Source organism: Streptomyces sp. NPDC003720, assembly GCF_042875075.1.
Classification (GTDB): domain Bacteria; phylum Actinomycetota; class Actinomycetes; order Streptomycetales; family Streptomycetaceae; genus Streptomyces.
In genome coordinates, this window is record NZ_JBIANZ010000006.1 from 77,637 (window position 1) to 97,399 (window position 19,763).

At 73.0% G+C, this 19,763-nt stretch carries 18 protein-coding genes; 5 read left to right on the plus strand and 13 right to left on the minus strand.

The window, feature by feature from the left end:
• Positions 1 to 662: 662 nt before the first annotated feature.
• On the minus strand, positions 663 to 1,550 hold the full coding sequence (locus tag ACFYU0_RS17790; RefSeq protein ID WP_351671653.1) for a hypothetical protein: 888 nt from the start codon (positions 1,548 to 1,550) through the stop codon (positions 663 to 665).
• Between the two features lie 150 nt (positions 1,551 to 1,700).
• Here ACFYU0_RS17790 and ACFYU0_RS17795 point away from each other — a divergent pair, with 150 nt between their 5' ends.
• The 3 genes from ACFYU0_RS17795 (at position 1,701) to ACFYU0_RS17805 (ending at position 2,984) form a co-directional block, all read left to right on the plus strand.
• Positions 1,701 to 2,075, plus strand: coding sequence for a GAP family protein (locus tag ACFYU0_RS17795; RefSeq protein WP_389302079.1), 375 nt, complete (start codon positions 1,701 to 1,703; stop codon positions 2,073 to 2,075).
• An 87-nt stretch (positions 2,076 to 2,162) separates the two neighbouring features.
• Positions 2,163 to 2,621, plus strand: a complete 459-nt coding sequence (locus ACFYU0_RS17800; protein ID WP_389302082.1) for a DUF6325 family protein — start codon at positions 2,163 to 2,165, stop codon at positions 2,619 to 2,621.
• A gap of 36 nt (positions 2,622 to 2,657) precedes the next feature.
• The gene (locus ACFYU0_RS17805) at positions 2,658 to 2,984 is read left to right on the plus strand and encodes an SHOCT domain-containing protein (RefSeq protein WP_351671829.1); all 327 of its coding nucleotides are present in this window, start codon (positions 2,658 to 2,660) and stop codon (positions 2,982 to 2,984) included.
• Between the two features lie 272 nt (positions 2,985 to 3,256).
• Here ACFYU0_RS17805 and ACFYU0_RS17810 read toward each other — a convergent pair whose 3' ends face one another.
• From ACFYU0_RS17810 to ACFYU0_RS17825, 4 genes are all read right to left on the minus strand, one after another.
• Positions 3,257 to 3,766 (minus strand): O-acetyl-ADP-ribose deacetylase, encoded by a 510-nt coding sequence (locus tag ACFYU0_RS17810; protein WP_351671659.1) that lies wholly within the window; start codon positions 3,764 to 3,766, stop codon positions 3,257 to 3,259.
• Entirely contained in the window at positions 3,763 to 5,172 is a 1,410-nt protein-coding gene (locus tag ACFYU0_RS17815; protein ID WP_351671662.1) for an NAD(P)/FAD-dependent oxidoreductase, read from the minus strand. The genes ACFYU0_RS17810 and ACFYU0_RS17815 overlap by 4 nt, the downstream gene beginning before the upstream one ends.
• Positions 5,173 to 5,260: 88 nt before the next feature.
• Entirely contained in the window at positions 5,261 to 6,106 is an 846-nt protein-coding gene (locus ACFYU0_RS17820; protein WP_389302085.1) for an inositol monophosphatase family protein, read from the minus strand.
• Positions 6,107 to 6,198: 92 nt separating this feature from the next.
• A complete protein-coding gene (locus ACFYU0_RS17825) occupies positions 6,199 to 8,016 on the minus strand; it encodes a gamma-glutamyltransferase family protein (protein WP_389302087.1) in 1,818 nt (605 codons plus the stop codon).
• A 259-nt stretch (positions 8,017 to 8,275) separates the two neighbouring features.
• Here ACFYU0_RS17825 and ACFYU0_RS17830 point away from each other — a divergent pair, with 259 nt between their 5' ends.
• Both ACFYU0_RS17830 and ACFYU0_RS17835 read left to right on the plus strand, forming a co-directional pair.
• Positions 8,276 to 9,340 (plus strand): biotin/lipoate A/B protein ligase family protein, encoded by a 1,065-nt coding sequence (locus ACFYU0_RS17830; RefSeq protein ID WP_351671671.1) that lies wholly within the window; start codon positions 8,276 to 8,278, stop codon positions 9,338 to 9,340.
• 161 nt (positions 9,341 to 9,501) lie between these two features.
• On the plus strand, positions 9,502 to 10,167 hold the full coding sequence (locus ACFYU0_RS17835; protein WP_389302090.1) for a hypothetical protein: 666 nt from the start codon (positions 9,502 to 9,504) through the stop codon (positions 10,165 to 10,167).
• A 7-nt stretch (positions 10,168 to 10,174) separates the two neighbouring features.
• On the opposite strand, the gene ACFYU0_RS17840 is transcribed toward ACFYU0_RS17835, so the two are convergent.
• The 8 genes from ACFYU0_RS17840 to ACFYU0_RS17875 all read right to left on the minus strand — a co-directional run bounded on the left by ACFYU0_RS17840 (position 10,175) and on the right by ACFYU0_RS17875 (position 19,728).
• Positions 10,175 to 10,717: a TlpA disulfide reductase family protein gene (locus ACFYU0_RS17840; RefSeq protein ID WP_351671677.1), complete on the minus strand. Its 543-nt coding sequence runs from the start codon at positions 10,715 to 10,717 to the stop codon at positions 10,175 to 10,177.
• Between the two features lie 111 nt (positions 10,718 to 10,828).
• Entirely contained in the window at positions 10,829 to 12,367 is a 1,539-nt protein-coding gene (locus ACFYU0_RS17845) for an NCS1 family nucleobase:cation symporter-1 (RefSeq protein WP_389302094.1), read from the minus strand.
• A gap of 134 nt (positions 12,368 to 12,501) precedes the next feature.
• Positions 12,502 to 13,521, minus strand: coding sequence for a TIGR03842 family LLM class F420-dependent oxidoreductase (locus ACFYU0_RS17850; protein WP_351671681.1), 1,020 nt, complete (start codon positions 13,519 to 13,521; stop codon positions 12,502 to 12,504).
• A gap of 11 nt (positions 13,522 to 13,532) precedes the next feature.
• Complete coding sequence (hydA, locus tag ACFYU0_RS17855) at positions 13,533 to 14,936, minus strand: dihydropyrimidinase (protein ID WP_351671683.1); 1,404 nt, start codon at positions 14,934 to 14,936, stop codon at positions 13,533 to 13,535.
• A 31-nt stretch (positions 14,937 to 14,967) separates the two neighbouring features.
• Entirely contained in the window at positions 14,968 to 15,810 is an 843-nt protein-coding gene (locus ACFYU0_RS17860; RefSeq protein WP_389302098.1) for a nitrilase-related carbon-nitrogen hydrolase, read from the minus strand.
• 155 nt (positions 15,811 to 15,965) lie between these two features.
• Positions 15,966 to 17,588, minus strand: a complete 1,623-nt coding sequence (locus ACFYU0_RS17865) for a PucR family transcriptional regulator (protein ID WP_389302101.1) — start codon at positions 17,586 to 17,588, stop codon at positions 15,966 to 15,968.
• A gap of 17 nt (positions 17,589 to 17,605) precedes the next feature.
• Complete coding sequence (locus tag ACFYU0_RS17870) at positions 17,606 to 18,889, minus strand: aspartate aminotransferase family protein (protein WP_389302103.1); 1,284 nt, start codon at positions 18,887 to 18,889, stop codon at positions 17,606 to 17,608.
• A complete protein-coding gene (locus tag ACFYU0_RS17875) occupies positions 18,886 to 19,728 on the minus strand; it encodes a nitrilase-related carbon-nitrogen hydrolase (protein ID WP_351671690.1) in 843 nt (280 codons plus the stop codon). The genes ACFYU0_RS17870 and ACFYU0_RS17875 overlap by 4 nt, the downstream gene beginning before the upstream one ends.
• Positions 19,729 to 19,763: the final 35 nt, after the last annotated feature.

The window sequence follows — 19,763 nt, forward strand, 5'->3', positions numbered from 1 at the left end:
GGCCGGGCCCGGAGCCGACCCGGCGGAGCCCGGAGCCGACCCGGCGGAGCCCGGAGCCGACCCGGCGGAGCCCGGAGCCGACCCGGCGGAGCCCGGAGCCGGCCCGGCTGAGCCCGGGCCCGGCCCGGGGTGACCGGGGTCTGACGCGGACGCGTGCGGGGGTGGGGCCGGGTGCGGGGATGCGGGATTTCCTGCGGGCGAGGCCGGGGGCGGGCGCTCAGGGCCGCCGGGGCCTGCTGCGGACGAATCCTGAGCCGGGCGTTCGGAGCCGGGGCCCCCTGCGGGCCAGGCCTGGCTCGGGCGGTCGGGACCGGAGTCCGGCGCGGGCGCGGCTGGGCGCTTGTGCTCAAGGCCGGGGCCGCCCGCCGAGGACGGATGGTGATCCGGGCGCTCGGAGCCGGAATCCGGCGGGGTCGGGGGCTGGGGGGCGGGGCCGGGTGCGTGCGGGTCGGGTGAGGCGGGCACGTGGGGCCTCCGGCGTGGTAGGGGCCTGAACATCCCCATTGCGTCAGGCCCGTGGGTTCCACGCGCGCTGGGTAGACCGGACGGGCGAGCGGCAGTGGCCGTACGGGCGATGACGAGGAACGCTTCTCGCGCGGCGGCCCTTCGGCGCGGCGGCCCTTCGGCGCGGCGGCCCTTCGGCGCGGCGGCCCTTCGGCGTCTCAGGCGGTTCGCGGGTCGCGGTCGCGCAGGGGCGGCGGGCTGCCGAGGCGGTGCGCCAGGAACGGCTCCTGGGCCATGACGGCGCCGACGCTGATGCTGACGGCTCCCGCGACGCAGACCACGATCAGCCAGGACAGCAGTACGAAGACGGAGCCGACGGGTCCGTACTCGGCCAGCGCGCTGTTCAGCGCCCGCGGCATGTACAGGCGCGCGGTCATCGCCAGCACGGTGAGCACGACCGCCGTGAGCACGGCGCCCGGCAGCAGCGGCTTCCAGCCGATCAGCCCGCCGAGCAGCAGGTGCTGGGTCCACCACCACAGTCCCACCTGCGTGAGGAGGGTGAGGGGGACGCCCAGCCAGGCGCCCACGCCGAACCCGTCGCGGACCGGGCCCTGGAGCACCAGCACCCCGAGCCACAGCGCGAGCCACGCCAGCCACCGCCACGGCGCGATGTGCGTGCCCGCGCGCGGGATCTCCCAGGCGCGCTTGCACAGCCGCTGCATCGCCCGGCTGACGGCGGTGGCGGACAGCAGGACCATCAGGCCGCCCACGACGCCCGTGGCCTGCTGGAGGTTGCCCGTCGTGGGTTCGAAGACCTTCACGAACTCGGCGTTCGCCGCGCCCGTCAGCCCGAACACCGCCCGCACCGAGTCGATCAGCTGGTGGCGCACCGACGCGGGCGCGTAGGCCGCGACGACGAAGAGCAACGGGACCGCGGTCAGGAAGCACTGCGCGGCGAGGCGGGTGCCGGAGTCGAAGATGTTCACCGACACCATCCGGTCCGCGAGATGCGTGACCACCGGGAAGCGGCCTTCCGCCCGGCGGTGTGCCGACTTCGCCCAGGCGACCATCCGGCCCACCGACGGCACCCGTGCGGAGGTCGGCATGGTGTGGCTCCTTTCGCTGCGTCCAGATTGGGGGGCGGCGCCCGGCACGGCACCCCGGAGACGGTCCGCCGGCCGGGAGCGGCGGCCACGAGATGTCGCTCCGGCGGGCGCTGCCTACGCTCGTGGTGTTCCGACACGTAGGGGTCCGCCATGGTGCTCGACCTGCTGCTCATCGGCCTGGCCATCACGCTCGACCCGCTGCCCCTCATGGCCTTCGTCCTCGTCGTGGCGTCGGCGAAGGGCGTGTGGAAGGGGCTGGTGTTCATCCTGAGCTGGCTGGCCTGTCTGGTCGCGGTGATCGCGATCGTCCTCGCCTTCACCGGCGGGCAGCCGCCACCGCCCAAGTCCCCGCCCTCGACCGCCGTCCTCGCGGTCAAGCTGCTCATCGGCCTGTCGCTGATCCTCTACGGCGAGCGCCGGCGCCGTCGCCGGGCGGCCGGCGCGGTCCCGGTCAGGGAGTCCTCGTCCGCACGGCTCACCGCCCGGAGGCTGGTGGGCAAGAGCATCTACCAGCTCACCGGTTGAGCCGTGCCGGTTCGGAAGTGCGGGGCCCCGTGCCGCGTGCTGGAATTGGCGCTGGGGGCGGACGCACGCGGCTTGCAAGGAGTGGTCATGGAAAGCGTCGAAGAAATGGGCCCCGTCGACTACCTCGTGATCGAGTTTCCCGGCAACCGCATGACGGGCGAGGCGTTCCCGCTGCTGGTCGATCTCGCCGAGCGGGGCATCGTCCGCATCATCGACCTGGCCTTCATCCGCAAGGAGACCGACGGCTCGGTCGTCGCGCTGGAACTGCGCGACCTCGGCGACGAGATCGACCTGACGGTCTTCGAGGGCGCCTCCGCCGGTGTGCTGGACCAGGGCGACATCGAGGAGGCGGGCAACGCGCTGGAGCCGGGCAACTCCGCCGCGGTGCTGGTCTACGAGAACCTGTGGGCCGCTCCCCTGGCCCGCGCCCTGCGGCGCAGCGGCGCCCAGCTCGTGGCGAGCGGCCGCATCCCCGTCCAGGCCCTGCTGGCCTCGCTGGACGCCACGGAGGAGACGGTTCCGCCCGGCGGTTCCGCGGCCGCCTGACCGGCGGGCCCTCTTCGACACTGGGAGATGACGATCATGCCCGGACTGCTCAGGGGCGTCGCACGCACCGCCGTCGTCGCCGGAACCGCGACCGCCGTGTCCAACCGTGTCTCGCGCCGCCAGGCCGGCCGGTGGGCGCAGCAGGACAGCGCGCAGCAGCAACAGCAGTACGAACAGCAGCAGTACGCGCAGCAACAGCAGCAGACGGCCCCGCCGCCGCCCGCGCCCGCCGCCGCGCAGCCGGCCGCCGGTGACGACATGTCCAGCAAGATCGACCAGCTCAAGCAGCTGGCCGACCTGAAGACACAAGGGGTGCTGACGGACGAGGAGTTCGAGGCCCAGAAGCGCCGTCTGCTGAGCTGACGGCGGGGCGCCCGCGAAGTCGGCCAGCCCCGTCGGAGGGCGATCACGGCGCGCATCAGCGTGCCCTCGTCGGAACGCCCAGGTCCTGGAGGCCGCCGCGAATGGATTGCGTATCCGTGCGTACGGGCCACGGATGGTCGGCGAGGCGCGGGCACGCCGGTATCGACCCGTTGCGGCGCCGCCCCCGATCCCCCCACGCGGCGCTGCAACCGGCCTCGCGTACAAGTGGTTGCGCCTCGCCGGCGGCGACGCCCCCGTGCCCGTCGCGTCCGTCAGGGGAGGTGCGCGGCGAACGCCTCGTACGCCCGCTCGTCGAAGAGGACGAAGCGCGCCTCCTCGACCGAGGTCGGTGTGTCGCGCACCGTCCGCACTGCGATGCGGGCCGCGTCGTCCATGGGCCAGCGGTAGACGCCGGTGGAGACGGCCGGGAACGCGACCGTCCGGGCGCCGAGTTCGTCGGCGACCTTCAGGGACTCGCGGTAGCAGGAGGCGAGGAGTTCCGAGCGGTCCTCGGTGGCGGACCAGACCGGGCCCACCGTGTGGATGACCCAGCGGGCGTCCAGCGCGCCGGCCGTGGTGGCGACCGCCTGGCCGGTGGGCAGTCCCTTGCCGTATCGGGAGGCGCGCAGCTCCCGGCACTCCTCGAGGATGGCGGCGCCGCCCCTGCGGTGGATCGCGCCGTCCACGCCTCCGCCGCCGAGCAGCGAGGAGTTGGCGGCGTTGACGATCGCGTCGGCGCTCTGCCGTGTGATGTCGCCCTGGACGAGGGTGATGGTGGTCATGTCTGCCTCAGTCTCCGCCAGACGGCCTTCGCCGCGTTGTGCCCCGACATGCCGTGCACGCCGGGGCCCGGCGGGGTGGCCGAGGAGCAGATGAAGACGGCCGGGTGGGGGGTGTGGTACGGGAACAGGGACAGTCTGGGGCGCAGCAGCAGCTGGAGCCCGGAGGCCGCGCCGCAGGCGATGTCACCGCCGACGTAGTTGGCGTTGTGCGCGGCGAGTTCGGCGGGGCCGGTGGTGGCGCGGGCGAGGACGCGGTCGCGGAAGCCGGGCGCGAAGCGCTCCAGTTGGCGTTCGATGGCGTCGGTGAGATCGCCCCGCCAGCCGTTCGGGACGTGGCCGTAGGCCCAGAAGACGTGCTTGCCCTCGGGCGCCCGGGTGGGGTCGGCCACGCTGGGCTGGACGGTGATCAGGAACGGCCGGTCGGGGGCGCGGCCCGCGCGGGACGCCGCGTGCAGCGCGGTGCCGATCTCGGCCTGGCTCGCGCCGACCTGCACGGTGCCGGCGACGCGGGCCTCGGGAGCGGTCCAGGGGACCGGGCCGTCCAGCGCGTAGTCGATCTTGAAGACGCTGGGGCCGTAGCGGAAGCGGTCGTAGTGGCCGCCGAAGCCGGCGATGCGGGCGAGCGCGGCGGGCGAGGTGTCGAAGACGTACGCGCGGGCCGGAGGCAGGTCGTCGAGGCGCTTGACCTCGTAGTCGGTGTGCACGGCGCCGCCGAGGTCCGTGAGGTAGGCGGCGAGGGCGTCGGAGATGGCCTGGGAGCCGCCGCGGGCCAGGGGCCAGCCGCGGGCGTGCGCGGCCAGCGCGAAGACCAGGCCGACGGCGCCGGTGGCGAGGCCGCCGAGGGGCGCCATCACATGGGCGACAAGGCCGGAGAAGAGCGCCTTGACGGGCTCGTCGCGGAAGCGGCGCATGAGCAGGGTGGAGGGCGGCAGTCCGGCGAGGCCGAAGCGGGCCAGGGTGACCGGGTCACGGGGCAGCGCGGTCGACGGCAGGGACATGAAGTCCCGGGCCAGGGTGTCCCACTTGGCCAGGAACGGCTCGACCAGCCTGCGGTAGGCGCCCGCGTCGCGCGGGCCGAAGGAGGCCGCCGTCTCGGCGACGGACCGGGCCAGCACCGCCGCGCTGCCGTCCGGGAACGGATGCGCCATGGGCAGACCGGCGTGCACCCACTGGAGTCCGTACCGCTCCAGGGGCAGGGCGCGGAAGGCGGGCGAGTTGACGCCGAGCGGGTGGGCGGCCGAGCACGGGTCGTGCCGGAAGCCGGGCAGCGTCAGTTCCTCGGTGCGCGCGCCGCCGCCGACGGTGGAGCGGGCTTCGAACAGGGCGACGGAGTGGCCCCTGCGGGCCAGCTCCACGGCAGCGGTCAGACCGTTCGGTCCCGCACCCACCACGACCGCATCGAGCATCGACGGCACCTTCGGACTCCTTCGTCAGCCGATGGCCACTCGCGATCAGGATATGCCGGTGCCTCCGCGGTGACCGGTGCCGGGTGCCTCAGCCGCCCGTGCGCAGCAGCCCCGCCACGCGGCGGGCGGTGGCGGCGTCCCGGGCGGCGGTGAACGGCAGTGTGTTGCCGCCGGTCACCCGGAACGGCTCACCGGTGAGCGTGAGGTGGGCGCCGCCCGCCTCCTCGACCAGCAGCAGGCCCGCCGCGTGGTCCCAGGCCGCCTCCCAGGAGAACGCGACCGCGTCCAACTCGCCCCGGGCGAGGGCGAGATACTCCAGTCCGGCGGAGCCGCAGGGGCGCGGGGCGACCCCGTCGGTCCACAGGGCGCGCAGCGCGTGCTTCTGCTCGTCGGTGGTGAAGTCCGGGTGGGAGGTGGCGACGGTGAGGTCGCGGCCGGGCGCGGGCGGGCCCGCGAACAGGCGCTCGCCGTCGAGGTGGGCGCCCCGGCCGCGGACGGCCGTGGCGAACGTGTCGGTCACGGGGGCGTAGGTCCAGGAGGCCTGGACGACGCCCCGGTGGGCGAGCGCGACCAGCGTGCAGAAGCCCTCGTCGCCGTGCACGAACTGGCGGGTGCCGTCGACCGGGTCGATGATCCAGACCGGTGCGTCGCCCCGTATCGCCTCGTAGGTGGCCGGGTTGGCGTGCACCGCCTCCTCGCCGACCACGACGGAGCCGGGCAGCAGGGCGCCCAGGACTTCGGTGAGCCGCTGCTCGGCGAGCCGGTCGGCGTCCGTCACCAGGTCGTGCGGGCCGCTCTTGCGGTCCACCTCGTGCTCGGCGAGGCGGCGGAAGCGCGGCAGGATCTCGGCCGCGGCGGCCTTGCGGACCGCTTCCTCCACGTCGGCCGAACCGCGGATGAGAAACTCCTCGATGGTTTCCGTTTCGTCGATCATGTCCTCCATGAGAACACGCGCCGCTGACAATCCCCGCCCGGCCGGTGGACACCGGGTGGAATCGGGATGAAGAGCGGGTGCCGCGGCGGCCGTCAGCGGCCGACGGCGTACCCCTGCATCCCGCGCGGGTTCGCGGCGGCGGACAGGACGCCCGTCTCCGGGTCCCGGGCCACCGCGCACAGGCGGCCCTCCGACCAGCCGGGGCCGACGGTGACGTCGTGGCCCCGGCGGCGCAGCGCGTCGATCACCCCGGGGTCCGTGCGGGACTCCACGGTGACGCTGCCGGGGCGCCGGCCGCGTGGATGGAAGGAGCTGGGGAAGCTGTCGTTGTGCCAGTTCGGGGCGTCGATCGCGCCCTGCAGGTCGAGTCCGCCGCGGACCGGGGCGCGCAGCACGGCGGCGAGGAAGAAGTGCGGCTGCCACTGGTCCTGCTGGTCCCCGCCGGGCGTGCCGAACGCCATCACCGGGACACCGCCGCGCAGCGCGAGGGACGGGGTGAGGGTGGTGCGGGGGCGTCGGCCCGGGGTGAGGGAGTTCGCCAGCCCCTCCTCCAGCCACGTCATCTGCAGCCGGGTGCCGAGCGGGAAACCGAGTTCGGGCACGACCGGGTTGGACTGCAGCCAGCCGCCGCTGGGCGTGGCCGCGACCATGTTGCCCCAGCGGTCCACGACGTCCAGGTGGCAGGTGTCGCCGCGGGTGCCGCCGTCGGCGGCCACCTGGGCCTCGCCGGTGAGGTCCGCGACGGTCGGCTCGCCCGCGCCCATCGGGCTGAAGCCTGAACCGGCGGCGGTCACGCGCGCGAGCGCCTGCGCGGGCAGGCGCGGGGTGCGGCCGCCCGGGCTGCCGGGGCGCAGCTCGTAGGAGGCCTTCTCGCCGACGAGCGCGCGGCGGCCGGCGTTGTACTCGTCCGACAGGAGGGCGGCGAGCGGCACGTCGGCCGCGTCCCCGTACCAGGCCTCCCGGTCGGCCATGGCGAGCTTGCAGCCCTCGATCAGCAGGTGGACGTAGTCCGCCGAGCCGTACGCGGGCAGCTCGGGCGGGAGCAGGGCCAGCTGCTGGAGGAAGACGGGGCCCTGGCTCCACGGGCCGGCCTTGCACACGGTCCAGCCGTTCCAGTCGTAGGTCACCGGGGCCTCGTACGTCGCCGACCAGCCGGCCAGGTCGGCCTCGGCGAGGGTGCCGGTGTGCCGCCGCCCGCTGGTGTCGAGGGTGGGCCGCCGGGACTGCCGTACCAGGGCCTCGGCGATGAAGCCGGAGCGCCACACCTCGCGCGCGGCGTCGATGCGCGCCTCCCGGTCGCCGGCCCGGGCGGTCTCGGCCAGCAGCCGGCGCCAGGTGGCGGCCAGGGCGGGGTTGCGGAAGCGCTCGCCGGGCCGGGGCGCGCGCCCGCCGGGCAGGTACACCTCGGCGGAGGAGGTCCACTCGGTCTCGAACAGCCTGCGTACGCTCTCCACGGTCGCGCCGACGTTCTCCACGGGCGCGTGCCCGTCTTCGGCGTAGCCGACGGCGTACTTCAGGACGTCCTCCAGCGGCTTGGTGCCGTGGTCGCGCAGGAGCAGCAGCCAGGCGTCGAAGGCGCCGGGCACGGCGGCGGCGAGCGGGCCGGTGCCGGGCACGAGGTCCAGACCGAGCCCCCGGTAGTGCGCGACGGTGGCGGCGGCCGGGGCGACGCCCTGCCCGCACAGCACGCGGACCTCGCCGCCGGCCGGCGCCAGCAGGATGGGCACCTCGCCGGCGGGCCCGTTCAGGTGCGGCTCCACCACATGCAGCACGAAGGCGCCGGCCACGGCCGCGTCGAAGGCGTTGCCGCCGTCCTCCAGCACCGCCATCGCCGACTGGGCGGCCAGCCAGTGCGTGGCGGACACCATGCCGAAGGTGCCCTGGAGGGTGGGCCGGGTGGTGAACCGCATCTGTCACCTCGGGGGTCGCGCGCGGGGGCCGGGACCACCAGTATCGGACCCGCCCGGCGCGGACGCCGTGTTTTTCCGGCCCCGCTGAACCGCCGCTTCCGCCGCCCCCGCGCCGCCTCTTCCGGGCGGGAGCACCCTTCGCGCCGGGAACACCGCCGGGCTCCGCGGCGTTGATCCCGGGGCGGGAGCACCCTTCGCGCCGGGAACACCGCCGGGCTCCGCGGCGTTGATCCCCGGGTGGAAGAGGGAGGCCCTGACAGTGCACGGTGAGTACAAGGTGCCCGGCGGCAAGCTGGTCGTGGTGGACGTGGCGGCCGAGGACGGTGTGCTGCGCGACGTGCGCGTGGCGGGCGACTTCTTCCTGGAGCCGGACGAGGCGCTGGACGCGGTGAACCGCGCGCTCGAGGGCGCCCCGGCGGACACCGACGCGGCCGGGCTGGCCGCGCGTATCGACGCGGCGCTGCCCGCGGGGACGGTCATGTACGGCCTGACCTCGGAGGGAGTCGGGATCGCGGTGCGCCGCGCGCTCGCGCACGCCACGGACTGGACCGACTACGACTGGCAGCTCATCCACGAGGGCCCGCAGCCGCCGGCCCTGCACATGGCCCTGGACGAGGTCCTGACCGCCGAGGTGGCGGCGGGCCGCAGGCCGCCCACGCTGCGGGTGTGGGAGTGGGGCGCGCCCTCGGTGATCATCGGCAGCTTCCAGTCGCTGCGCAACGAGGTGGACCCGGAGGGGGCCGCCCGGCACGGCATCGAGGTGGTGCGGCGGATCTCCGGCGGCGGCGCCATGTTCGTGGAGCCCGGCAACACGATCACCTACTCCCTGTCCGTGCCCGAGTCGCTGGTGCAGGGCCTGTCCTTCCAGGACAGCTACGCCTATCTGGACGACTGGGTGCTCGGCGCCCTCGGCGAGATGGGCATCCGCGCCTGGTACCAGCCGCTGAACGACATCGCCACCGACCAGGGCAAGATCGCGGGCGCGGCGCAGAAGCGGGTCGTCGGGCCGGGCGGGGGTCCCGGCGCCGTGCTGCACCACGTGACCATGTCGTACGACATCGACGCGGACAAGATGGTCGAGGTGCTGCGGATCGGGCGGGAGAAGCTGTCCGACAAGGGCACCCGGAGCGCGAAGAAGCGGGTCGATCCGCTGCGCCGGCAGACGGGACTGCCGCGGGACGCGGTCATCGATCGGATGATCGGGTCGTTCCGCGGGCGGTACGGCCTCGTGGACGGCAAGGTGACACCGGAGGAACTGGCGCGGGCCGAGGAGCTGGCGCGGACCAAATTCACCTCGCCGGAGTGGACCGCCCGCGTCCCCTGACCGGACATAACGGTATTTTCAACACGGCGTCCGTGGGGCTGAGTTACCGGCCGGGCACACAGCGAGTTCGGCCTTCCGCCGCACACTCAGTCGTGTGACACTGTCGTCCCAGCCCACCCCGCGGGACCCTTCCGCGCCCCCTCCCCCACGAGAAGTGCGCCGTGCGTTCACTGCCTCTGCCGCTCGCCCTGGCCGCGCGCCTGATGCCGGTCGTCGTACTCGCCTGCGCCGGCTGGTCGATGTCCTCGGAGCCCGCCGCACCGGCGGCCGCCGATCACCGGCCGTCCCGGCAGACGCCCACCGACTCGGCGTCCGCGCCGTCGTCCACCGCGGTGTCGAAGTCGTACAAGGCCGCGCCCGCCCCCTGCTCCAGCGTCCCCGTGGCGACCGTCAAGTCCCTGGTGCCCGGGGCGAAGACGTCGGGCAAGGAGATCCCGTCGACGGACACCGCGCTGCGCCGCACCTGCTCCTGGAACGCCCTCAAGGGCTACGACTACCGCTGGCTCGACGTCTCGTTCGAGATCACCGCGTCGGACGACGCCGCGAAGAAGGAGTACCAGCAGCGTGTCGCCGAGAAGAGCGGCGGCGGCGAGGTCCCGGGCGTCGGTGACGCCGGCTACTCGGTCGTGAACCTCACCACCGAGAGCAAGCAGGAGACCCGCGAGGGCGTGGTGCTGGTACGGGCCTCCAACGCGCTGGTCGTCGTCACCTACAACGGCAGCGACTTCGAGACCAAGAAGGCCCCCAGCACGGACGAGATCAACAAGGGCGCCATCAAGGCGGCGAAGAGCGCCGTGGCCGCCCTCGGGTCGGGCACGTCCGGCTGACCGTCCGTCAGGAGCGGGTGAGCGGCAGCGCCAGGTCGCGTATCTCGCGTTCGGTGACGGGCCCGGCGTGGACGGCCGCGATCCTGCCCCGGGTGTCGATGACGACGGTGAACGGCACGCCCGGCGGCACCGTACCCCTGGGGAACCGCAGCATCTGCCGGCCGGACGGGTCCCGGAAGCTGGGGTAACCGAGCCGGTGCTCCCGCTGGAAGGCACGGCCGCCAGCGGGGTCGGTGTCGGCGTCGAGTCCGACGACCCGCACGCCCTTCCCCGCGAGGTGTTCGTGCGCCGCGCGGAGTTCGGCCGCCTCGGCCCGGCAGGGGCCGCACCAGGACGCCCACGCGTTGAGGACGACGACCTCCCCCCGGTAGTCGGCCAGTCTGAGCGGTCTGCCGTCCAGGCTGTCGCCCACGAGATCGGGCGCGTCCTTGCGCTGAGCCGCCGGCAGGGGCCCGCTCCGCTCCGCCCCGGAACCGGCGGTCGCCATCCCGGCGTGGCAGGAGGCCAGCGTCAGGCAGGCGGCGGCCCACAGAATCGCTCGTCGCTTCACAACGGGGAGTATCTCAACAGCCTTGTGATCGACCTGTGTTGGGGGTGCCGAGAGCGCGCCCCGTGACGGGTGGGCGGCCCCGGCGGCCCGGGGCCGCCGGGGCGGGCCGTCTCAGACCGCCGCCTCCGCCGGGTCCTCCTTCCGCCCGGTGAGCCAGGTCAGCGCCAGGTACAGCACCAGGGAGGTGCCGAGGCCCACCGCCCAGCCGTAGTCGGCGAGGGGCGACAGCGCCGGGACGGGGCGGCCGTCGATCAGCGGGTGGAAGTCGGCGCCGCCGACCGCCAGCACGCCGCCGGCCAGGAACGCGGCGACCGCCCGCCAGTTCCAGCCGCCCGTGTACCAGTACCGGCCGCCCGCGCGGTACAGGTCGGCGAGGACCAGCCGGGTACGGCGCAGGATCCAGTAGTCGGCGACGAGGATGCCGGCGACGGTGCCGAGCAGGCCGCCGACCAGGCCGAGCCAGGTGAAGATGTAGCCCTGCGGGTCCGAGTACAGCTTCCAGGGGAAGATCAGCACGGCCAGGACCGCGGTGATCAGCGCGCCGGTGCGGAAACTGACCTTGCGGGGAGCCACGTTGGAGAAGTCGAACGCCGGGGAGACCAGGTTGGCCGCGATGTTCACGGACAGGGTGGCGACCAGCACGGTGACCAGGGCGTAGAGCAGGCCGGCCACGTTGTCCGTCTTGGCGGCGAGCTGGACCGGGTCCCAGACGGGCTCGCCGTAGACCGCCTGGGACCCGGAGGTGACCAGCACGGACAGGAACGCGAACAGGGTCATCGTGGTGGGCAGGCCGAGGGCCTGCCCCCGGGTCTGGGCCCGCTGGCTGCGGCCGTAGCGGGTGAAGTCGGGGATGTTGAGCGACAGGGTCGACCAGAAGCCGATCATGCCCATCAGGGAGGGCCAGAACAGCTTCCAGAAGTCACCGCCCCAGCCCAGCTTGGACGGCTGGTCGAAGAGCGGTCCGACGCCCCCGGCCTTGCTGCTCATCCACCACAGCATCACGAACGCGCCGACCAGGACGAAGGGCGCCGCCCAGTTCTCGAAGCGGCGGATGGTCTCCATGCCGCGGTGGATGATGGCGATCTGAATGGCCCAGAAGATGGCGAACGACAGCCACATGGTCCAGGCGTGGCCGCCGATGTGCGAGGCGTTCGCCCAGCGGTCGCCGATGAGCTTGCCGGCGAGGAAGTAGATGGCCTCGCCGCCGATCCAGGTCTGGATGCCGAACCAGCCGCACGCCACCAACGCCCTGACCACTGCGGGCAGGTTGGCGCCGCGCACGCCGAAGCTGGCGCGGGCGAAGACCGGGAAGGGGATGCCGTACTTGGGTCCGGCGTGGCCGGTGAGCAGCATCGGCACGAGCACGATCAGGTTGGCGAGGGCGATGGTGAACACGGCCTGCTTCCAGTCCATGCCCACCGCGATCAGCCCGGAGGCCAGGGTCCAGGAGGCCGTGTTGTGGGCCATGCCCACCCACAGCGCGGAGAAGTTGTACGTCGTCCAGGTGCGTCCTTCCACCGGGACGGGGAGCAGGTCCTCATTGGCGTACCGGTCGCCGGGCGGCCGGGTGCCGGGGGCGAGTTCGACCCGCCCGTCGGGCTGGGTCACCTGGCCGGACAGGGGTATGGCTGAGGGAGCGGTGTCGGTCATGGGCAGGCCAATCGGGGTGAGGTGGGTCGGGAGAGGCCGTGCGGGCGGCGCATGGGGGGTGCGCGGGTGAGCGCCCTGTGCCCCCTCGCCGCGACGGGACCGCGGCGAGGGGGAGACCAACGCGAGGGTGGCGGTCAGGCGTTGACCGCCGGGATCACCCGGGAGCCGTAGGCGTCGATGACGGCTTCCTGGGCGTCGTGCATGTCGTACACCGCGAACTGGTCGACGCCGAGCTCGCGCAGGGCGTTCAGCTTCTCGATGTGCTTCTCGGCCGGCCCGATCAGGCAGAACCGGTCGACGATCTCGTCGGGCACGAACCGGGTGTCGGGGTTGCCGCTGCGCCCGTGGTGTGCGTAGTCGTAGCCCTGGCGGGCCTTGATGTACTCGGTGAGTTCGTCGGGGACCTCGGCGGAGTGCTCGCCGTACTTGGCCACCAGGTCGGCGACGTGGTTGCCGACCATCCCGCCGAACCAGCGGCACTGCTCACGGGCGTGGGCGAGTGCCCCGGGCGAGTCGTCGGCGGTGACGTAGGCGGGGGCGGCCACGCAGACGGTGACCTCGGACGGGTCGCGGCCGGCCGCGGCGGCCGCGTCCTTGACGGCCTTCACCATGTGCTCGGTGAGGTAGAGGTCGGCGAGCTGGAGGATGAAGCCGTCGGCCTCCTCACCGGCCATCTTCAGCGCCTTCGGGCCGTACGCGGCCATCCACACCGGGAGTTCGGCGCCGGGGGCGACCCACGGGAAGCGGATCTTCGTGCCGCCGAGGTCGGCCTCCTCGCCCCGGCCGAGGGCGCGGATGACCTTCATGGCCTCGCTGATCCGGGCCAGCGTGTTGGGTTTGCGGCCGGCGACGCGCATCGCGGAGTCGCCGCGGCCGATCCCGCACACCGTGCGGTTGCCGAACATGTCGTTGAGGGTGGCGAAGGTGGAGGCGGTGACCTCCCAGGTGCGGGTGCCCGGGTTGGTCACCATGGGGCCGACCCGCAGCCCAGTGGTGTTCGCGAGGATCTGGCTGTAGATCACGAACGGTTCCTGCCACAGCACGGCGGAGTCGAAGGTCCAGCCGTGGCTGAAACCGTTGCGCTCGGCCCGCTTCATGAGGCTGACGACACGGGAGGCCGGTGGGTCGGTCTGCAGGACGAGTCCGAAGTCCATGGGCGCCGCTCCTAGTTGAGGTACTGACAGGTGGTGCGCGGAGTGAAGGCGCCGTGGCCGGCGCGCCCGGTGTACTCCCGCTGGTCGATGACGACCTCGCCGCGCGAGAGCACCGTCTCGACGCGGCCGGTCGTGCGCCTGCCCTCGTAGGCCGAGTAGTCGACGTTCATGTGGTGCGTCTCGGCGGACATGACCTGCTCGGCGTGCGGGTCGTAGACGACGACGTCGGCGTCGGCGCCCGGGGTGATGGTGCCCTTCTTCGGGTAGAGGCCGAACATGCGGGCCGGGGTGGCGCAGGCGATCTCGATCCAGCGGCGCCGGGAGATGTGCCCGTCGACGACGGCCTGGTGCAGCAGGTCCATGCGGTTCTCCACGCCCGGCAGGCCGTTGGGGATCTTGGAGAAGTCGCCCCGGCCCAGCTCCTTCTGGCCGGTGAAGCAGAACGGGCAGTGGTCGGTGGAGACCACCTGCAGGTCGTTGGTGCGCAGGCCCTGCCACAGGGCGGCCTGGTGCTCCCTGGGGCGCAGCGGGGTGGAGCACACGTACTTGGCGCCCTCGAAGTCCGGTTCGGCGAGATTGTCCGTGGACAGGAACAGGTACTGCGGGCAGGTCTCGCCGAACACGTTGAGCCCCGCGTCCCGGGCCCTGGCCAGTTCGGCGACCGCCTCCTGCGCGGAGACGTGCACGACGTACAGCGGGGCCCCGGCGACCTGCGCGAGCCTGATGGCGCGGTGGGTGGCCTCGGCCTCCAGCAGGGCCTTGCGGACCTCCCCGTGGTAGCGGGGGTCGGTCTCGCCCCGGGCCAGCGCCTGTTCGACCAGGACGTCGATGGCGATGCCGTTCTCGGCGTGCATCATGATCAGGCCGCCGTTCTCGGCGGCGCGCTGCATGGCCCGCAGGATCTGGCCGTCGTCGGAGTAGAACACCCCGGGGTAGGCCATAAACTGCTTGAAGCTGGTCACACCCTCCTCGACCAGCAGGTCCATCTCCTTGAGCGTCTCCTGGTTCACATCGGAGACGATCATGTGGAAGGCGTAGTCGATGGCGCAGTTGCCCTCTGCCTTGGCGTGCCAGGCGTCCAGGCCCTCGCGCAGGGTGCCGCCGACGCTCTGGATCGCGAAGTCGACGATCGTGGTCGTACCGCCCCAGGCGGCGGCGCGGGTGCCGGTCTCGAAGGTGTCGGCGGCGGTGGTGCCGCCGAACGGCATCTGCATGTGGGTGTGCCCGTCGACGCCGCCCGGGATGACGTACTTGCCCGTGGCGTCGATGACCCGGCCGTCACCGAACGCCTCGGCGGCCGGGGTGCCGGAGGCGGCGAGGGCGGCGATGCGGCCGTCCTCGATCAGGACGTCGGCGTGGATCTCGTCGGACGCGGTGATGACGAGACCACCGCGGATGACGGTACGGCTGCTCATGGTCCCTCTCCTCCCAGGGTGGGCGCTGCGGTCAGGGCGCGGTCAGCGGCGTGTAGGCGCCGGGCGCCCGGTCGCGGTAGAACTGCCAGCGGTCGCGGACCTCGCGGAGCTTGGCCAGGTCCAGGTCGCGGACGACGAGTTCGGGCTCCTTGTCGCTCGCCACCTCGCCGACGAACTGGGCCTCGGGGTCCACGAAGTAGGTGGTGCCGTAGAAGTCGTTGTCGCCCAGGTCCTCCACGCCGACCCGGTTGATCGCGCCGACGAAGTACTCGTTGGCGACGGCCGCCGCCGGTTGTTCGAGCTGCCACAGGTAGCGGGAGAGGCCGCGCGAGGTGGCCGAGGGGTTGAAGACGATCTCGGCGCCGGCCAGGCCCAGCGCCCGCCAGCCCTCCGGGAAGTGGCGGTCGTAGCAGATGTAGACGCCGATCCGGCCGACGGCGGTGTCGAAGACCGGCCAGCCGCTGTTGCCGGGCCGGAAGTAGAACTTCTCCCAGAAGCCCTGCACCTGGGGAATGTGGGTCTTGCGGTACTTGCCGAGGTAGGAGCCGTCCGAATCGATCACGGCGGCGGTGTTGTACAGGACGCCCGGCTGCTCCTCCTCGTACATGGGCAGGACCAGGACGATGCCCAGCTCCCGCGCCAGCGCCTGGAAGCGCCGGACGGTGGGGCCGTCGGGGATCCGCTCGGCGTACTCGTAGAAGGCCTTGTCCTGCACCTGGCAGAAGTAGGGGCCGTAGAACAGCTCCTGGAAGCAGAGGACTTGGGCGCCCTGCGCGGCCGCGTCGCGGGCCGCCTGCTCGTGGACCTGGATCATCGACTCCTTGTCGCCGGTCCAGGCGGTCTGGAAGAGGGCGGCACGGATCACTCGGCTCATCGGGACCTCCGGTCGCTCGGTGTACGCCGAGACTAGGAAGCCCGGTGGGCCGGTTTGAGTTGCATCGTGTCACGTCCGCGGGCGGTCGGCGTGCCACCGTGTCACGTGTTCGCCGGTACATGTTTCACCGCCGTTTTCCCAGGTCGTCGCATGTTTCACCCCTGTTGCGCGTCGTGCGCGAGGAGCGCTATGTGCACGGAGGCCGCTTGTTCGAAGTCGTCGAGGTCGACGCCGAGCCGTGCCTGTATGGCCTCCAGCCGGCGGTAGAGGGCGGGCCGCGAGACGTGGTGCAACTGCGCGGTGCGGGACTTGTTGCGGCCCGTCGCCAGATACGTGCGCAGCACGTTCAGCAGCCCCTGGTCGGCCCCGCACAACAGCCCGTCCAGCTCCCGCTCGGCGAAGGACTGCACATGCGGGTCGTCCCGCAGCAGCCGTACCAGGCCGCGCAGGTGGACGTCGCGCAGCCGGACGACGGCCGGCAGGTCGAGTACGGCGGAGGAGTCGGCGACCGCGTCGGCGACGTGCCGGGCCTCCCGCAGCCCCGCGGGCACGTCCTCCCAGACGGTGCGGGGATCGGCGGCCGCGACCACGGCGTTCGGCGCCCCGCTCGCCGTCCGCAGCCGCGCGGCGAAGTGCGCGGTGAGCGCCTCGGCGTGCTGGTCGCGGGCGAGGCTGAGCAGCACGGCGGTGGCCCCGTCGGCCAGCTCGGCGACCAGCCCGGGCAGTCCCAGCAGCCGCAGCATCCGCTCGAGTCGGCCCGCGTCCCCGCCGGGCACGACGAGGGGGACGAAGGTGCGCCGGTTGACCGGCAGCCCGGCCGCCCGGACCCGGGGCAGCAGTTGCCGGGCGGGCACCACCCCGGAGACCAGGTCGGTGAGCAGGCTCTGCGCCGACTGCTCCTCCCAGGTGCGGGCGGAGCCGCCGCCGAGCATGCGGTGCAGCACCAGCGCCTCGGCGGTCCGGTCGGCGAGCAGCCGCCCGGTGGCCGTGTCGCCCCGGTACCCGCACAGCAGCAGCCGGCCCCATTGCTCACCGCGCCCGCCCAGCTCGGCGCGGATCCAGCCGTCGCCCCCGCCGCCTGCCCCGGTGCCTGAACGGCCTGGGGGGTGCCCCCACGCCTGGCGGGCGATCCGCTCCCAGTCGCGCAGCACGTCGTCCACCGCGGGGCGCTCCCCCGCCGTGGCGAGGACCCGGTGGGCGAGGTTGGTGACGACGACGGGGCAGCCGCTGTGCTGGGCGGCCTCGTCGAGCAGGTGCTGCAGCGGAGCACCCGCGGTGATCAGCCCGGTGAGCGCGGTGCGGACGGTCTCCGACAGGCTCACCGCCGCGAACTTCCGCCGTACCAGGCGGGACTGCACCTCCTCGGTCAGCTCCGCGAACGGGAACGGCCGGTGCAGCACCACCATGGGGAGCCCGCACCGCTCGGCGGCCCGGCGCATCACCTCGGGCGGTGCGGGGAAGGCACGGCCGAGCCCGAGGACGACGGCCGCGGCCTCCGCCCGGTGCAGGGACTGGACGTACTCGGCCTGTTTGGCCTCGTCACCGGCCAGCAGCACGCCGGTGGTGAGCACCATCTCGCCGCCGGTGAGCATCACCCCGACGTCGGCGGCCTCGGCGACGTGCACCCAGCGCACCGGCCGGTCGAGCTGCCCCGCTCCGGCCACCACCTCGGGCTCCCCGGCGAGCACCCGCTCCAGGGTGAGCACCTGCCGGACGGACAGGGCGGGTTCCAGCGGCTGCCAGCCGGGCTGCCGGGAGTGGGAGGAGGTGGTGGTCATCGCCGTCGGCCCGCTCTCTAGTACGTGCTCCTCAGCGCGCGTTCCAGGATCGCCGCGCCCTCCTCGGCCTCCGCCACGGTCAGGGACAGCGGCGGGGCGATACGCAGGGCGCTGGTGTTGTGGCCGCCGCCCTTGCCGATGAGCAGGCCGCCGTCGCGGGCCGCCTCCAGGACGTTCGCGGCCGCCCGCGGATCGGCCTCGTCGGTGCCGGGCCTGACCAGCTCCACGCCGATCATCAGACCGCGACCGCGCACCTCCCGGATCCCGGGGAGCTGCGCGCCGACCGCCCGCAGCCGTTCGAGGAGCATGCCGCCGACCCGCCGGGCGTTGCCCTGGAGGTCGTGTTCGAGGAGGTAGCCGAGGTTGGCGAGACCGGCGGCCATGGTGATCTGGGTGCCGCCGAACGTCGAGATGCTGTTGGCGTCCAGGCAGTTCATGATCTCGGAGCGGGCGATCACCCCGCCGATGGACATGCCGTTGCCGATGCCCTTGGCGAAGGTGACGATGTCCGGCGGGCCGTTGCGGGCGTGCGCCTGCCAGCCCCAGAAGTGGTCCCCGGTGCGGCCCCAGCCGGTCTGCACCTCGTCGCTGATCCAGAGGATGCCGTGGGCGTTCAGCACCTCCCGGAAGGCCGCGTAGAGGCCGTCCGGCGGCGAGGTGAAGCCGCCGACGCCCTGGACCGGTTCGGCGATCAGGGCGGCGGGGGGCCGGGTGTGCCCGAGGACGTCCTTCAGGTCCGCCACGCACGCGTCGATGAACGCGCGGTCGTCGAGTTCGGCGAACGGGCCCCGGCTGCGGACGCCGCCGTGGACGTACAGGGTCTGCAGCGGGGACAGCGAGGTCGGGGACCAGCCGCGGTTGCCGGTGATGCCGACCGTGCTGAAGGAGCGGCCGTGGTAGCTGTTGCGCATGGCCAGCACGGTGTTGGTGCGCCGGTGGGTGGTGGCGAGCAGCAGGGCGGTGTCGTTGGCCTCGGTGCCCGAGGTGGTGAAGAACACCCGGGCGTCGGGGATGCCGCTGAGCTGGGCGACGCGCTCGGCCAGTTCGACCATCGGCCGGTTGAGGTAGAGGGTCGAGGAGTGGACGATCCGGCCGGCCTGCTCGGTGACGGCCTTGGTCACCTCGGGCAGGGCGTGCGCGGTCATCGTGGTGAGGATGCCGCCGAAGAAGTCGAGGTAGCGGTTGCCGGCCGAGTCCCAGACGTGCCGGCCCTCGCCGTGGGTGATCTCCAGCGGCTCGTCGTAGTAAAGGGCCAGCCAGTCGGGCAGGACGCCGCGGTGGCGGGCGTAGAGGTCGTTCACGGCTGCACCAGTCCTTCGTAGGCGTCGGGGCGGCGGTCTCGGTAGAAGGCCCACTGCTGCCGGACCTGCTCGATGAGGTCGAAGTCGAGGTCGCGGACGACGAGTTCCTCGCTCTTGTCGCTCGCCGGGTCGCCGACGAACTGCCCGCGCGGGTCGACGAAGTAGCTCGTGCCGTAGAAGTCGTTGTCGCCGTACTCCTCCTGGCCGACCCGGTTGATGGCGGCGACGAAGTACTCGTTGGCGACGGCCGCGGCGGGCTGCTCGAGCTGCCACAGGTAGGAGGAGAGGCCTCGGTGGGTCGCCGACGGGTTGTAGACCAACTGGGCGCCGTTGAGCCCGAGTTGCCGCCAGCCCTCGGGGAAGTGCCGGTCGTAGCAGATGTAGACGCCGACCTTGCCGACTGCCGTGTCGAAGACCGGCCAGCCCAGGTTGCCGGGTTTGAAGTAGTACTTCTCCCAGAAGCCCTTGACCTGCGGGATGTGGTGCTTGCGGTACTTGCCGAGGTAGGAGCCGTCGGCGTCGATCACGGCGGCGGTGTTGTAGTAGAAGCCGGACTGCTCGACCTCGAAGACAGGCACGACGATCACCATGCCGGTCTCGCGGGCGAGGTCCCGCATCCGGCGGACCGTCGGCCCGTCGGGCACCGGTTCCGCCCAGCGGTAGTGCTCCGGCTCCTGGACCTGGCAGAAGTAGGGGGCGTTGAAGACCTCCTGGAAGCCGATGACCCGCGCGCCCCGGCGGGCCGCCTCGCGCGCGTGCTCCTCGTGCTTCGCCACCATGGACTCGGTGTCGCCGGTCCAGGTGGCCTGGACCAGTGCGGCACGTACGACGTTGGCCATGAGCTGCTCCTTCGACGCTACGTCCGAGCCTCTAC

Coding starts and splice junctions, on each gene's coding strand:
- ACFYU0_RS17850 (WP_351671681.1), bottom strand. CDS start 13,521: ATGGACTTCGGACTCGTCCTGCAGACCGACCCACCGGCCTCCCGTGTC.
- ACFYU0_RS17795 (WP_389302079.1), top strand. CDS start 1,701: ATGGTGCTCGACCTGCTGCTCATCGGCCTGGCCATCACGCTCGACCCG.
- ACFYU0_RS17845 (WP_389302094.1), bottom strand. CDS start 12,367: ATGACCGACACCGCTCCCTCAGCCATACCCCTGTCCGGCCAGGTGACC.
- ACFYU0_RS17815 (WP_351671662.1), bottom strand. CDS start 5,172: ATGCTCGATGCGGTCGTGGTGGGTGCGGGACCGAACGGTCTGACCGCT.
- hydA (WP_351671683.1), bottom strand. CDS start 14,936: ATGAGCAGCCGTACCGTCATCCGCGGTGGTCTCGTCATCACCGCGTCC.
- ACFYU0_RS17790 (WP_351671653.1), bottom strand. CDS start 1,550: ATGCCGACCTCCGCACGGGTGCCGTCGGTGGGCCGGATGGTCGCCTGG.
- ACFYU0_RS17810 (WP_351671659.1), bottom strand. CDS start 3,766: ATGACCACCATCACCCTCGTCCAGGGCGACATCACACGGCAGAGCGCC.
- ACFYU0_RS17805 (WP_351671829.1), top strand. CDS start 2,658: ATGCCCGGACTGCTCAGGGGCGTCGCACGCACCGCCGTCGTCGCCGGA.
- ACFYU0_RS17820 (WP_389302085.1), bottom strand. CDS start 6,106: ATGATCGACGAAACGGAAACCATCGAGGAGTTTCTCATCCGCGGTTCG.
- ACFYU0_RS17860 (WP_389302098.1), bottom strand. CDS start 15,810: ATGAGCCGAGTGATCCGTGCCGCCCTCTTCCAGACCGCCTGGACCGGC.
- ACFYU0_RS17825 (WP_389302087.1), bottom strand. CDS start 8,016: ATGCGGTTCACCACCCGGCCCACCCTCCAGGGCACCTTCGGCATGGTG.
- ACFYU0_RS17875 (WP_351671690.1), bottom strand. CDS start 19,728: ATGGCCAACGTCGTACGTGCCGCACTGGTCCAGGCCACCTGGACCGGC.
- ACFYU0_RS17800 (WP_389302082.1), top strand. CDS start 2,163: ATGGAAAGCGTCGAAGAAATGGGCCCCGTCGACTACCTCGTGATCGAG.
- ACFYU0_RS17865 (WP_389302101.1), bottom strand. CDS start 17,588: ATGACCACCACCTCCTCCCACTCCCGGCAGCCCGGCTGGCAGCCGCTG.